This is a genomic window from Mesorhizobium sp. M1295 (assembly GCF_040318135.1).
In the GTDB taxonomy this organism is placed as follows: domain Bacteria; phylum Pseudomonadota; class Alphaproteobacteria; order Rhizobiales; family Rhizobiaceae; genus Mesorhizobium.
The window spans coordinates 118,700-131,999 of record NZ_JAMYLU010000010.1 but is presented as its reverse complement, the minus strand read 5'-3'; the positions used below and the strand labels follow the sequence as shown (position 1 = coordinate 131,999).

Here is a 13,300-nt window from a genome sequence, read left to right as displayed (position 1 = left end):
AGGTTTAGAGTCTGTGCCATCCAGGGACAGGGACCCTTCCGATGGCCGGGCTATTTGGCGCTGCGCTTGCCGCTGCGCGGCACACAGGACGCGCGCGCATGGCCGGCAGGCTTGCCGCCATGCTTGCCATTGCGGCGATCTCCGCCTGCAACACCGGCAGCGTATTGTCGCTGCAGCCGGCCGTCGATGTCCGCAGCCAGACCGCTGCCGTTCCGCCCAATTCCGACCCGCAAGATTCCGGCCCCCAAGATTCCGGCCCGGAATATTCCGGCATGCAGCGCCTCGTCCCGTCCAACCCCTATTTGACGGCCGCCTATCCGCGCTTGGACAACCCGATGTCGCCGGCCGAACAGATGCCGGCCGCAGAGATCGATTGCCGCAAGGAACTGAAGCGCCTCGGCGTCATCTACACCGACGTTGCGCCGATCCACGAAGGCCAGTGCGGCATCGACTATCCGGTCAAGGTCTCGGCCATCGGCAGCGTCGAGATGAAGCCGGCCGCGACGCTGACCTGCGACATGGCCGCCACCTTTGCCGGCTGGACCAGGAACGAACTCGTCCCGTCGGCCCGCTGGCGCTATTTTTCAGGCGTTAAGACCATTCACCAGGGCTCGAGCTATTCCTGCCGCAGGATTGCCGGCGAAGGTGTTTTGTCGGAACACGGCAAGGGCAATGCGCTCGACGTGATGAGCATCGAGCTCAACAATGGCGACGACATCGACGTCCGCAAGCCCGGCCTGTTCGCCTTCCGCGCACGCGGCTTCCTCAACAATGTGCGCGCCGACGGCTGCCAGTACTTCACCACCGTGCTCGGCCCCGGCTACAATTACGATCACCGCAACCATTTCCATTTCGACATCAAGAACCGCAAGAACGGCTACCGCGCCTGCCGCTGATTGCAGCCCCTGCCCAAGACTTGCTGCGGCGGTTAAGATCGTCGAGCCGTCGCGGATTCGCGGAACCTGCACCGGCGCGCGGCGGTTGTGCCATTAACGTCCTAAGAGGATGGCGTGGGGCATATTGACAGCTGTGATAAAGTGAATGGCCATGAACAAGAGCGTCTTCGCTTACATCAATCCGGCCATTCTCAAATGGGCCCGGGAACAAGCCAGCCTCACCCCCGAAGTAGCGGCGGAAGGCCTTGGCGTGTCCGTCGACAAACTGCTTGCCTGTGAATCCGGAGAAAAGCAGCTGACGTTCCCGCAATTCCTCAAGGCTGCGAATTTCTACAAGCGTGCGCCGGCGATTTTCTACCTCGACCAGCCGCCAAAAGGCTTCCAGCCAATTCAGGACTTCCGCCGTCTCCGCGAGACACCAGAGGATGCGTTCAAATCCGGCCTGGAATGGACCATTCGTCAAGCCCAGGAGCGCCGCGAGCTCGCGCTTGAGCTGCGCGCCGATGTCGGCGACCCCATTCAGGAGTTCACCTTGAGGGCGACCGTCAACGATGACGTGGAGAACCTAGCCAAGGTCATCCGCGATTATCTCGGCGTGCGCAAGATCGACCAGCAGGGCTGGCGCGCCAAAGCATTTGACAACTGGCGGGCAGCGATTGAGGCCAAGGACGTGCTGGTATTTATGGTGCCCCGACTCGCCCTGACCGAAATGCGCGGCGTCGCGATAGCCGATGCAAGGTTGCCCATCATCCTCATTAATTCCAAGGACCGCACCAACGGCCGCACGTTCACGCTTTTGCACGAGTTCTGCCATTTGGTGGTCCGCGCCAGCGGCATCAGCGGCCTCGACTTTGTGGCCCCCGAGCCGGCCAAGGCCATAGTCGAGCAATTCTGCAATGCGGTCGCTGGCGCCACCCTCGTGCCCCGCGATTGGTTGTTGGGCGAGCCTCTGGTCCGTGCCAAGGGCCAGGACGTGACTTGGGATAACGACGAACTGGCTGCCCTGGCGGCCCGTTTCGGCGCCAGCCGCGAGGTTGTCCTGCGCCGGCTGCTAACCCTCGGCCGGACAACTAACGCCTTCTATGAAAGCCGCCGTGCGGCCTTCCAGAAGGAATATGACGCGCTTGACCAACGCACCTCCTCCACCGGCGGACCGCCGCGTCACCTGACCGTACTGAGTCAGCTAGGTCGGAGTTACACGCGTCTGGTGTTCCGAGGCTACTACGATCGCCAGCTGACGCTAAGAGACGTGGCCAACCACCTCAACATGCAGGTCAATGCCGTTCCCGATATCGAGCGCGCTGCCTTCGGCATGAACGGATAGGTCGGTGGCAACGGTCTATTGCATCGACACATCGGCGCTGATAGCCGCCTGGTACGAACGCTACAAGCCGAAACGCTTTCCGAAACTGTGGAATCAGTTCGACGCCTTGATTGGCGAGGGCCGCTTGGTGTCGTCGCTCCTGGTGTTGAACGAGTGCGAAAAACGCTCACCCGACTTGCACGAGTGGTTGAAAGAGCGCGAAGCCATGTTCATCGCCCCTGACCAGATGCTGCAACAGCGGGTGCACTATGTCCTCAACACCTACACAGGGCTGGTCGCGGCCGGCAAGCAGAAGTTTGCGGCCGACAGCTTCGTCATCGCGACGGCGGATGTGCGTGGCTACACGCTGGTCACCGAGGAAACGGGCCTAGACAGCCTCCGGAAGATCCCCGGCGTTTGCAATGCCATGGGAATTCCCTTCTGCAATCTGATGCAACTGTTTGATGCGGAAGACTGGACGATCGGCTAGGCGCCGACGGCTGCCAGTATTTCGTGCAAAAGCGCCCCGATCAGCTGCGTTGCGTGCCGCCGGTGGAAGCCTTGATGTGCTGCGCCACCAGACCCTGGACGTGCCACAAGTTTCTGTCGCGGATTCCGCTTTCCTCGAGCATGCTGACGGTGCGGAACAGATACTGGGCGGACGAACCCCAATGTCCGGCTGCGCGCGCCAATGTCTGTGCCACCTGATCGAGCGGCAGCCGCCCGGCATAAGCTTTGCCGTCGGGCGCCGCGACGAAGGCCAGGGCGCGTAGCGGACCGTCGCCACGCGCCGGTTTGCCCTTCATCACGCCCTCATTCGTGCTAGCCGGTTCTACGCCATTTCATGCTAAAATATGACGATAGACCGGCTGAGCGCCGCTTGCCAAGGATTTCCGGCCTGCCAGTTTGAGCGCCAATGCATGAGCCAACGAAGCCTTCGACGACGTGCAACGACCTGGCTGGTGGCATGCTGTGCCGCTTATCTTTCGCTCGCCTATTTCGCCGCGCCTGAGTTCTGGACGTTGCGGGACCGCAATTTTCGCAATCAGCAATTCGAGATGGTGACGCACACGCCGCAAGGCATTCCGGGCGATCCGATCAATGTCGGCCTGGTCGGCACCAAGAAGGAGCTTGTCCATGCTTTTGCCGTCGCCGGCTGGGATACGGCAGACGCGATCACGCTGAAGACCGCGATCGAGATCGGCGAAAGCGTGCTGTTTAACCGCCCCTATCCCGATGCGCCGGTCAGCCGGCTGCTGTTCGAAGGCCGCGCCCAGGACCTCGCCTTCGAAAAACCGGTCGGCGCCAGCGCCGACCGGCGCCACCACGTCCGCTTCTGGCAGACCGATGCGACCGGCGACGACGGCCGGCCGCTTTGGCTGGGCTCGGCAAGCTTCGATCGCGGCGTTGGCCTCAGCCACGATACCGGCGCGATCACCCATCACATCGGCCCCGACATCGACGCCGAGCGCGACGAGTTGATGCGCGACCTCGCCGCTGCCGGCATACTGATCTCGACCAGCCAGATACCAGGCGTCGGCGCCACAAAGGCCGGGCGCAACGGCGAAGGCGATCCCTATTTCACGGACGGCAAGGCCATTGTCGGCGTGCTGTTGCAACTGCCGTAGGCGCCATCAGCCTTCCCGTCTGACAGCCATTTTCGTCGACGAGGTCAGGGCACGGTGATCACGATCTTGCCGAACGGTCCCGTCTCCAATCGCTCAAATGCCTGCGGCACCTCGTCGAAGCCAAACACCTTGTCGATCACCGGCTTGATCGCAAGCGTCTCGATCGCCTGGTTCATCCGCTCGAAAGCGCGGCGGTGGCCGATCGATATGCCCTGTACGACGATCCGGTTGCGCAGGAACGGAATGATCGGGAAACTAAGCTCCATGCTGCCGAGAAGGCCGATGAGCGACAGCCTGCCGTCGGCGCCCAGCGCATTGAGCGAGCGCCGCGCATTGTCGCCGCCGACCATTTCCAGCACATGCCTGACGCCGGCGCCGTTTGTCAGCTTGCGCGCCGCCTCGTCCCATGCCGGCTGGCTGCGATAATTGATTCCCTTCCAGGCGCCGAGCGCCTTCGCCCGCTCGAGCTTCTCGTCGCAGCTCGAGGTGACGATGGCGCGCAGGCCTAAGGCGGCGGCAAATTGCAGCGCAAACAGCGACACGCCGCCAGTGCCCTGGATGAGAACGGTTTCGCCCGGGATCGGCTTGGCCGCCTCGACCAGCGCGAACCAGGCCGTCAGCGCCGCGATCGGCAGCGTCGATGCCTCGACGTCGCTGAGCGACGGCGGCGCCGCCACGGCGGCATTCTCATGAAACAGCACATGCTCGGACAACGTGCCGGGCAGCGACGAACCCAACGTGTACTTGTGCAGTACGGGCGGCGCGTCGCCGTCCGGCCAATCGGCGATCACTTGGCCGAGCACGCGCTGCCCGATGCCGAAGCGGCTGACTTTGCCGCCGATCGCCACCACCTCGCCAACCGCGTCCGATGTCGGCACGAACGGAAAGCTGAGGTCCGGTATCAGCACGCCATCGACGATCATCCTGTCCTTGTAATTCAGCGATACCGCTGTGACGCGCACCAGCAGGTCATGCCGCCCGGGTTGGGGCAGCTTGCCCTCAGCCGGCTTCAGCCTGGACAGACCGAAACCGTTCATCTGCCAGGATTTGTTTTCGGTGCTCATTTGGTTCGCGCTCCGCGGTTGATGGCTGCGCGGACATTTACGCCGTTTCACTATGGAGAAAAGAGCTTCTATGTGGCATGTTTTGCAACGGATTAATGAGTGAAACTCTACAATAGGAGCGCTTCATTGGAATCGGCCAATCTGCAGGGCATCGTCGCATTCGTTCATACCGTGGAGGCTGGCAGCTTCACCGGCGCCGCTGTCCGGCTGCATGTCACGAAATCGGCGGTCGGCAAGTCGATCGCACAGCTGGAACAGCGATTGGGCGTTCGCCTGCTCAACCGTACCACCCGTAGCCTCAGCCCAACCAGCGAGGGCGTGAGCTACTATGAAGCCTGCGTCAGGGCGCTGGCCGAGATCGAAGCCGCCCAGTCACTGCTCGCTTCCCGCAAGCAGGTGCCTTCCGGGCGGCTGCGCGTCGACCTGCCTCTGGCTTTCGGCCGGCGATGCGTCGCCCCGGTGCTGTTCGACATTTCCAAAAAATTCCTGGATCTGACGATGGAAATCTCGTTCAACGACCGGCGCGTCGACCTGATCGAGGAAGGCATCGATCTGGCGGTGCGCATGGGCGATCTCGACGACAGCCTTTCGATCGCCGCGCGCCGCATCTATGCCCAGCGTTCGGGCATCGTCGCCGTCCCCGCCTATCTCGACGCCCATGGCAGGCCGCAATCGATCGAGGATCTCGCCAGGCATAGCCTCATCGGCTACGGCCGCGACGGCGCTGTCCATCCCTGGACCGTCAGGCATGCCGACGGCCGTCTCGAAAAATTCGCGCCCAAGGCGCGGCTGGTGCTCGGCCACGGCGAACCGATGCTCGATGCGGTACTGGCCGGCTGCGGCATCGTCTTTCTGCCGACATGGCTGACGGCCGACAGCATCAGGCGCGGTGAGCTCGAAATGGTTCTGTCGGACTGTCTTGTCGAAAATACCGCGGTGCATGCCATCTGGCCGGTAACACGCAACCTCGCGCCAAAGGTGCGCGTCGTTGTCGACACCCTGATCGAGCATTTTTCCGCGCCGCCCTGGGATGCCGCTTGATTGCTCCGCCGGCTAGTTGAAAAGACAAAGGGCCATTGCTTAAGGTTTGCGCTGCCAGGGCGGCGCCGACTTCGACAATTGATAACCTCCAACACGAATTGGGCATTATCTTTTCTGTCTGAAGCGATTGCCCTGAAAAATCGCGACCGTCCTATTTTCGAAAACCGCGTGGCAATGCTATGGACCCGGCATGCTTTATGCTGAAATTGCCATCGTGGTCGTCCTCATCTGTGTGAACGGCCTTCTGTCGATGTCCGAGCTCGCCATCGTCTCGTCGCGGCCGGCGCGCCTCAAGGCGATGATCGACCGCAACGTCAAGGGCGCTGGCCGGGCTCTGGCGCTCGGCGCCAATCCGGGCAAATTCCTGTCCTCGGTGCAGATCGGCATCACTTTGGTCGGCGTCTTGTCCGGCGCCTTTTCCGGCGCCACGCTTGGCGAGCGGTTGGCCACCTTCCTGGTGTCGGCCGGTATCCGCGAAAGCCTCGCCGACCCGCTCGGCGTCGGCATCGTCGTCGCCCTGATCACCTATGGCTCGCTGATCATCGGCGAACTGGTGCCCAAGCAGATCGCCTTGCGCGACCCCGAACGGGTCGCCGTCAGGGTCGCTCCGGCAATGACCATCCTCGCCAGCTTCTCGGCGCCGCTGGTCTTCCTGCTCGACTTTTCCGGCCGTGCCCTCCTGTGGCTGCTTGGCCAGCGCGGCCAGAGCGAGGAGAAGGTCACCGACGAGGAGATCAAGATGCTGGTCGCCGAGGCCGAGCACCACGGCACCATCGAATCCGACGAACGCCGCATGATCGCGGGCGTCATGCGGCTCGGCGACCGTGCCGTGCGCGCGGTGATGACGCCGCGCACCGAGGTCGACTGGATCAATTTGCAAGCTGACGAGGCCGCCATCAGGAAGCTGCTGATGGATACCCAGCATTCGCGCCTGCCGGCCGGCGACGGCGGCGTCGATGCCATGATTGGTGTCGTCCAGACCCGCGACGTGCTGGCCGCGATGCTGGGCGGCCGCGCCCTGGACCCGCGCCGGCACGTGCGCACCGCCCCGATCGTGCATGACCAGGCCGACGCGCTGGATGTGCTTGCGACGCTGAAGGAATCCGACGTGCCGATGGCGCTGGTGCACGACGAATACGGCCATTTCGAAGGCATCGTCACCCCGGCCGACATACTGGAAGCGATCACCGGCGTCTTCCGCTCGGACCTCGATGCCGGCGACGAGGAAAACGCCGTCAAGCGCGAGGACGGCTCATGGCTGCTCGCCGGCTACATGCAGGCCGACGAGATGGCGGAGGTTCTCCGCATCGATCTGCCCGAGAACCGCGACTACGAAACCGTCGCCGGCTATGTGCTGTCGCATATGCACCATCTGCCGGCGACCGGCGAATGCGTCGACGCGCAAGGCTGGCGCTTCGAGGTCGTCGACCTCGACGGCCGCCGCATCGACAAGCTCATCGCCACCCGACTGCCCGGCGCCCACCGCGAGGTCGTGCGATAGGAGGCGGTGCGGTTGGGTCCTGACCCATTGCGGACGTGGAGCCGTATTTCGCGGCGACTGCCGCCGACCGTAGGTCAGAGCCAAGCTTGGCAATCGCAGGATTTAGCGATCAATCGATTGCCTCGATGCCTTGCGCCTTCAGCCGTTCGATATGGTCCTTCATCTCTTTCAGCCGCTCGGGGGAGTGGCCCTGCCACTCGGCGACCTCGCCCGTGATCCTGAGCGGCTCACGGGAGCGATAGGACTGCGTCGGATTGCCGGGAAATTTCTTGCCCGTAAGATTGGGGTCGTCCATGATCGGGCCGGTTGGCTCCACGATATAGACCCTTTCCCGTCCGTCACCAGCGGCCAGCTCTGCACCCCAGATGGCCGCATCCAGAGTGCCGGTCAGATAGACCCAGGCTGCCTGCTTTCTCGCGCCGTAATTGGAGCTGTAGCCGGCTTCTATCAGGTCTCCCGGTTTAAGGTCGACCCGGGTGCCGTGGTAGAATTGGCGTGCGTTGTCGGGGGCTGTCATCGGCTCGCTACCCATCCTCGCTGTCTCAGGCATCATGGTGCCGTGGTGCGCACTATTTCATGCACGTCACCAAATCAAGCATCTGGCCGTGCGGTTATCGGCTCCCGACACCCATTCCGGTTATGCCGCCCGATGCACGCTATCGGTCGGCTGCCGGTGCAGGTATTATCGGCGCCCTGTACGTTGCTAGGGTGGAAAAATGGATCTGCAAACCTTCAGGGATTCGATTGCGAAACCACAGCCGCCAGACGGTTTGAGCCCTGCCCTGCAGGCGCTGTGGTGGGATGCAAAGGGCAATTGGGCTAAGGCGCACGAGTGCGCGCAGCGGCGCGACGATACTGCGGGCATGCACGTGCATGCCTATCTCCACCGCAAGGAAGGCGACCAGTCGAATGCCGAATATTGGTATCGCCGCTGCAACGCCGCGCCATCGACCTTAAGTCTTGACGAGGAATGGGAAGAGTTGGCGCGTGCACTTTTAGGGCAAAGCTGACGCCTGCTCGGCCCCTCGCAAAATAGCCGGTCCTGCAACCACTTGCCGGGGCTTCAGCTGGCGCCCTGTGGCATGTCCCTGCCGTTCCATTCCGCAGTGCGCGCCCGCGCCTCTTCGGCGATCAGCTTGAACTCCCGCATCTTCGCAGCCTCGATGGCGAATGCGCTGCTTGGCAGGACGCCGGGGTCCTCCTGACTGTTCTGAAACTGAAAACGGGCCTCCAGCTCGGCCCATATTCGCTCGGGTGCCGTATCCTTGCTGGCAAGCAGTGCGACGACCAGCGCCAAAGTCTCGCGCTGGGCGTTCAGCCGCCCTTCGATCTCTTCATTCGGCAATTCGGACATGCGGGTCGCTTCCAGTTTCTGGCTCAACGGCAAAATCGCACCCTTGTTCCGGAATTCAGCGCCTGCGCGGTCGGGCTGAGCGGCAGATGCTCGCGATCGCTGTCGCGCTGATCTTTTCTCCTCCGTTCTATTGACTCCTCAATATATGACGTGTCATACGATGACATATCATCTAATGGAGAGGAAAAAATGAAAGTACATGCCATCCGGACCGGGTCGGTCCGCATCAAGACGGCCCAGATCGAAGGACGCGGCCATGGGCTTGCCAGCATCTTTGCCGACAGGAACTGGTCCGGCTGGTTGCCGACCTTCGCCTGGGCCATCGAGCATGACGAAGGCGTCATTGTTGTCGACACTGGACAGGCGGCGCATCTGCTGAACGGGCACGGACGCTCGCTGCATCCGTTCTTTCGCTGGGAAGTGCACTTTCGTATCGAGCCGGAAGAAGAGATCGGGCCGCAGCTGCGTGGCCTGGGCATCGGGCCGCGCGACGTCAAACGGGTGGTGCTCACGCATCTGCACATGGACCACGATGCGGGCTTGGTGCATTTTCCCCATAGCCAGATACTCGCCGCCCCCAGTGAGATCGACACGGCGTCGGGTTTCATGGGAATGCTCCGCGGCTACCTGCCGCAGCGCTGGCCCGACTGGTTCAACCCCATACGGCTCGAGCTCGACGATGGACCGTTCGGCCAATTTGCGGCGAGCAAGCGCTTGACCAAAGCGGGCGACGTCGTGGCGATCGCAACTCCTGGTCACACTGCCGGTCATCTTTCGGTGCTGGTGGAGGATGGCGACGCAACGCTCTTTCTCGCCGGCGACACGTCTTACAACCAGGCACTGATGCTTGCCGGCAAGGTGGACGGCGTGGGACCCGATACAAAAATTGCCGCCGCCACCCTGCGAGCCGTCCGGCACCTCGCCGAGCAGCAGCCGACGATCTATCTGCCGACCCATGATCCGGAGAGCGCCGTGCGGCTGGCGACGCGTCAGCTGGTGACCGCCCCGGTCGAACTGGGAGCGGCGGCATGAAACCAGAAGAGGAGCTCCGATTCCTCATTCTCGGCGCCCAGCGCGAAGGCAACAGGCTGCTTACCGACTTGCTCTCGCCGCTTGGCGTCACCCCTTCCCAGGCTGAAGTCATCAGCTGCCTGAAGGCCGGCGGACCAATGTCGCTCAATGCTGTTGGCAAGCTGCTGGTCTGCGAGACCGGCAGTCCCAGCCGGCTGGTAAGCACGCTGGTCGAGCGGGCGCTCGTCGTCAGGCGGGAAAACTCCGACGATCGCCGGCAGGTGGAGCTCGAACTGACACAGGAGGGGCACCGGCTCGCCGCCGAAATCCGGCAGGTCGAATCCCGGCTTTACGGATGGCTGGGCCAGCGGCTCACGCCGAACGAGGTCACAACCGCCGTCGGGCTGCTGCGAGTTCTGGTCGCCGGAACAGCCGCCGGCAACGCAATCGCCCGGCGCGATGGGCCATCATCCGATCTCCCGAAGGAATAAGTCACAAATGTTCGACATATCAATCGAGATCGACAGGCCTGCCCAGACCGTCTTCCGTCATATCGAGGATATTGAAGCGGCTCCGGCCTGGTACTCGGCTGTGCAGTCCGTAGCCAAGCTCACGGCCGGCCCGGTCGGGCGGGTCCTCGAAAACATCGTGGAGGTCACCGAGTTCGAAGTCGATGCACTGCTGACTTTGTCCAGCTTGAGCGGGCCGACGCCATTCACCTACCGCTTTCGGCTGGGCCGACAGGCCACAGAACGCATCTCCACCTCGAGGGTTCGATTACCGGAAAAGGGCTTCCCGGGCCGATGGCGCTTCTCGCGCCGCTCGCGTCCAGCTTCTTCGAACGCGGCATGCGAATAAATCTTGAGAGCCTGAAGCGAATTGTCGAGACTGCTCGTCCAGCAGAGTGATCCCTGAAGTTCTGTTGCAACTCTGTGCCAGCGTCTGCACGCATCGCCATTTCGCTCCTCAAGCGACCTTGGGCAAGCCTTCCAAACAAAGCCATTTATGTTTCCTGTCAGGCCAGTGGAGCGTTGCCGGGGCCGGAAAATGCGGGTCCTCCAGACAGCCGACCGAGACCGACAGCGCATCCTTCAATCCTTCTGCCCGCATGAAAACGACCGATCCGCAAATGGTGCAGAATGTCTGCTCCAACCATTGTCCCGACGACCAGGTTCTGCGCCAGAATCTGGTCTCCCCTTTCTGTCCGACGAGGGCCGCGTCGGCGTAGATGGCCCGGTACGAAAACGCCGTCCCGGTGCATCGCTGACACTCCAGCCAACTGCACGCGATGCGCCTGCCGGCGGAGCTGCGTCGCGGTCACAGGAGCCGATGCAGGAGCGAGGCCGCTAGGGCAGCCGGCAATCATGAGCGAAACCCAGGCGCTGTTGGCAGCTGACCATCTCAAGCGGACGCTATGAAACCTTCTGATTTTTAAGCCGTTATCGCCGGATGCCCGAGGCTAGATTCAAGCCGAAATCGGTTGACGCCGCCCAATTGCGCGATGCCGAGAGGTCGCGCCACGAGAAACACTCGACTGTCGAAGCCGCGTCCGAGGTCGTCGGCGAGGCCGCGCCGCCGCCGGATTTCATCGAACCCGATCCGGAGCTGACACCCGAAGAGGCTGAGCAGGCGCGCAAGAGGTACCTGCTGAAGCGTTTCTGGATCAGCGCGCGCGGTTACTGGGGCAGCATTGGCGATAGGCTCGCTTGGCCATGCACGATCGGGCTGTTGGTCCTGATCGTCACCAATGTCGGCTTCCAGTATGGGATCAATGTCTGGAATCGCGCAATTTTCGACGCCATTGAGCAACGCAACGCCCATACCGTATATCGGCTGAGCGCCGTTTTCGTGCCGCTCGTGCTCGGAAGCACAAGCCTTGTGGTGGCACAAGTCTTCTTTCGTATGACGATACAGCGCCGCTGGCGCTCCTGGCTCACCACCGCAGTCATCGCGCGTTGGCTCGCAAGTGGCCGCTACTATCAGCTGAACCTCGTCGGCGGCGACCACAGCAATCCCGAAGCCCGCATCGCCGAGGATTTGCGGATTGCCACAGAATCGCCCGTCGATTTCATTGCCGGTGTCATCGTCGCATTTCTGTCGGCCTCGACCTTCATCGTGGTGCTGTGGACGATCGGCGGCGCCTTGACCCTGCCGATTGCAGGTTCGACCGTCACCATTCCCGGCTTCCTGGTCGTCACCGCGGTAATCTATGCCGCAATCACGTCCACCTCGATGGCGGTCATCGGCCGCCATTTCGTCCACCTCTCCGAGGAAAAAAACCAGGCGGAAGCTGAGTTCCGCTACACGCTGACGCGCGTGCGGGAAAACGGCGAGAGTATCGCATTGCTCGGCGGCGAGGAGGAGGAGCGCAGCGGCATGGACAAGACATTCGCCCATGTGCTCAGGCAGTGGGCGCTCCTTGCAGGCCAGCACATGCGCACAGCGCTGGTGTCGCAGGGGTCGAGCCTGTTTGCGCCGGTCGTGCCGGTTCTGCTTTGCGCTCCAAAGTTTCTCGAAGGCAGCATGACACTTGGACAGGTAATGCAGGCTGCCTCGGCCTTTGCCATCGTGCAGGGCGCGTTCGGATGGCTGGTCGACAACTACCCCCGTCTCGCTGATTGGAATGCCTGTGCACGGCGCATCGCCTCGCTGATGATGTCGCTCGACGGGCTTGAGCGGGCGGAACAGAGCAACACCCTTGGACGCATTAAGCGCGGCGAAACCGAAGGCGATGCGATGCTTGGGCTGAACAATCTCTCCGTGTCGCTCGACGACGGTACCGCCGTGGTCAAGGAAACCGAGGTCGTGATCAAACCAGCCGAGCGGGTGCTCGTTGCCGGCGAATCCGGCTCAGGCAAGAGCACGCTGGTGCGGGCCGTCGCAGGCCTGTGGCCGTGGGGTAGCGGCAGCGTCAACATCCACGCCGACAGACGGTTGTTCATGTTGCCGCAACGGCCTTACATCCCCACCGGGACGCTTCGCCGCGCAGTCGCCTATCCAGGCGCCGCCGACAACTGGACGCTGAAAAAGATCAAGGCGGCTCTCGACAAGGTGGGACTCGATTATCTCAACGCCAAGATCGAAGAGGACGCGCCATGGGACCAGACCTTGTCGGGTGGCGAAAAGCAGCGGCTCGCCTTCGCGCGTCTTCTGCTGCACAGCCCCGATATCATAGTGCTGGATGAAGCAACCTCAGCACTTGATGAGAAGAGCCAGGACAAGATGATGGAGATGATCATTCGCGAATTGCCGAAGGTCACCATCATCAGCGTAGCGCATCGCGCCGAGCTGGAAACCTTTCATAGCCGCAAGATCACGTTGGAGCGTCGCGAGGGCGGCGCAAAGCTTGTCAGCGATATCGATCTCGTCCCGCGCAAGGGCAGACGGAACTTGCTTGTGCGCCTCCTGAGGCACCGGGGCGCCCAACCGAAAGCCAGCACGCCCTTGAGCAAAGCGGCGCTGCCCCAGACAAAGCTGCCCCAGACAAAAAAGTGAAGGCCAC

16 protein-coding genes are annotated in these 13,300 nt (G+C 62.5%); 11 read left to right on the top strand and 5 right to left on the bottom strand.

The window, feature by feature from the left end; genetic code table 11:
- Positions 1 to 41: 41 nt before the first annotated feature.
- The 3 genes from NKH29_RS16290 (at position 42) to NKH29_RS16280 (ending at position 2,689) form a co-directional block, all read left to right on the top strand.
- Positions 42 to 896, top strand: coding sequence for an extensin-like domain-containing protein (locus NKH29_RS16290; protein WP_353000116.1), 855 nt, complete (start codon positions 42 to 44; stop codon positions 894 to 896).
- 145 nt (positions 897 to 1,041) lie between these two features.
- On the top strand, positions 1,042 to 2,220 hold the full coding sequence (locus NKH29_RS16285) for an ImmA/IrrE family metallo-endopeptidase (RefSeq protein WP_352859290.1): 1,179 nt from the start codon (positions 1,042 to 1,044) through the stop codon (positions 2,218 to 2,220).
- Between the two features lie 4 nt (positions 2,221 to 2,224).
- Entirely contained in the window at positions 2,225 to 2,689 is a 465-nt protein-coding gene (locus tag NKH29_RS16280) for a DUF4411 family protein (RefSeq protein WP_353000115.1), read from the top strand.
- Positions 2,690 to 2,729: 40 nt separating this feature from the next.
- On the opposite strand, the gene NKH29_RS16275 is transcribed toward NKH29_RS16280, so the two are convergent.
- Entirely contained in the window at positions 2,730 to 3,005 is a 276-nt protein-coding gene (locus NKH29_RS16275) for a gamma-glutamylcyclotransferase (RefSeq protein ID WP_502906488.1), read from the bottom strand.
- 114 nt (positions 3,006 to 3,119) lie between these two features.
- Here NKH29_RS16275 and NKH29_RS16270 point away from each other — a divergent pair, with 114 nt between their 5' ends.
- Positions 3,120 to 3,827: an LssY C-terminal domain-containing protein gene (locus tag NKH29_RS16270; RefSeq protein WP_352963829.1), complete on the top strand. Its 708-nt coding sequence runs from the start codon at positions 3,120 to 3,122 to the stop codon at positions 3,825 to 3,827.
- 44 nt (positions 3,828 to 3,871) lie between these two features.
- Here NKH29_RS16270 and NKH29_RS16265 read toward each other — a convergent pair whose 3' ends face one another.
- Positions 3,872 to 4,891: a zinc-dependent alcohol dehydrogenase family protein gene (locus NKH29_RS16265; protein WP_353000113.1), complete on the bottom strand. Its 1,020-nt coding sequence runs from the start codon at positions 4,889 to 4,891 to the stop codon at positions 3,872 to 3,874.
- Between the two features lie 126 nt (positions 4,892 to 5,017).
- On the opposite strand from NKH29_RS16265, the gene NKH29_RS16260 reads away from it, so the two are divergent.
- Both NKH29_RS16260 and NKH29_RS16255 read left to right on the top strand, forming a co-directional pair.
- Positions 5,018 to 5,932, top strand: coding sequence for a LysR family transcriptional regulator (locus NKH29_RS16260; protein WP_353000111.1), 915 nt, complete (start codon positions 5,018 to 5,020; stop codon positions 5,930 to 5,932).
- Between the two features lie 190 nt (positions 5,933 to 6,122).
- The gene (locus NKH29_RS16255; RefSeq protein ID WP_353000110.1) at positions 6,123 to 7,433 is read left to right on the top strand and encodes a hemolysin family protein; all 1,311 of its coding nucleotides are present in this window, start codon (positions 6,123 to 6,125) and stop codon (positions 7,431 to 7,433) included.
- Between the two features lie 109 nt (positions 7,434 to 7,542).
- On the opposite strand, the gene arr is transcribed toward NKH29_RS16255, so the two are convergent.
- Complete coding sequence (arr, locus tag NKH29_RS16250) at positions 7,543 to 7,950, bottom strand: NAD(+)--rifampin ADP-ribosyltransferase (protein ID WP_502895871.1); 408 nt, start codon at positions 7,948 to 7,950, stop codon at positions 7,543 to 7,545.
- 199 nt (positions 7,951 to 8,149) lie between these two features.
- Between arr and NKH29_RS16245 the strand changes: the two genes are divergently transcribed.
- Positions 8,150 to 8,443 carry a hypothetical protein gene (locus NKH29_RS16245; RefSeq protein WP_352910590.1) on the top strand — a complete coding sequence of 98 codons (294 nt, stop codon included), beginning with the start codon at positions 8,150 to 8,152 and terminating at the stop codon, positions 8,441 to 8,443.
- 53 nt (positions 8,444 to 8,496) lie between these two features.
- Here the strand turns inward: NKH29_RS16245 and NKH29_RS16240 are convergent, their stop codons facing one another.
- Complete coding sequence (locus tag NKH29_RS16240; RefSeq protein ID WP_352494910.1) at positions 8,497 to 8,787, bottom strand: hypothetical protein; 291 nt, start codon at positions 8,785 to 8,787, stop codon at positions 8,497 to 8,499.
- 189 nt (positions 8,788 to 8,976) lie between these two features.
- On the opposite strand from NKH29_RS16240, the gene NKH29_RS16235 reads away from it, so the two are divergent.
- The 3 genes from NKH29_RS16235 to NKH29_RS16225 are packed head-to-tail and all read left to right on the top strand — an operon-like array spanning position 8,977 to position 10,656.
- Complete coding sequence (locus NKH29_RS16235) at positions 8,977 to 9,819, top strand: N-acyl homoserine lactonase family protein (RefSeq protein WP_352494909.1); 843 nt, start codon at positions 8,977 to 8,979, stop codon at positions 9,817 to 9,819.
- Complete coding sequence (locus NKH29_RS16230) at positions 9,816 to 10,289, top strand: MarR family winged helix-turn-helix transcriptional regulator (RefSeq protein WP_023719127.1); 474 nt, start codon at positions 9,816 to 9,818, stop codon at positions 10,287 to 10,289. Before NKH29_RS16235 ends, NKH29_RS16230 begins: the two co-directional genes overlap by 4 nt.
- 7 nt (positions 10,290 to 10,296) lie before the next feature.
- A complete protein-coding gene (locus NKH29_RS16225; RefSeq protein WP_352910586.1) occupies positions 10,297 to 10,656 on the top strand; it encodes an SRPBCC family protein in 360 nt (119 codons plus the stop codon).
- A 108-nt stretch (positions 10,657 to 10,764) separates the two neighbouring features.
- Here the strand turns inward: NKH29_RS16225 and NKH29_RS16220 are convergent, their stop codons facing one another.
- Positions 10,765 to 11,088 carry a GFA family protein gene (locus NKH29_RS16220; RefSeq protein ID WP_084642673.1) on the bottom strand — a complete coding sequence of 108 codons (324 nt, stop codon included), beginning with the start codon at positions 11,086 to 11,088 and terminating at the stop codon, positions 10,765 to 10,767.
- Positions 11,089 to 11,247: 159 nt separating this feature from the next.
- Between NKH29_RS16220 and NKH29_RS16215 the strand changes: the two genes are divergently transcribed.
- Positions 11,248 to 13,293, top strand: coding sequence for an ABC transporter ATP-binding protein/permease (locus NKH29_RS16215; RefSeq protein ID WP_352483128.1), 2,046 nt, complete (start codon positions 11,248 to 11,250; stop codon positions 13,291 to 13,293).
- The last annotated feature ends 7 nt before the right edge of the window (positions 13,294 to 13,300 follow it).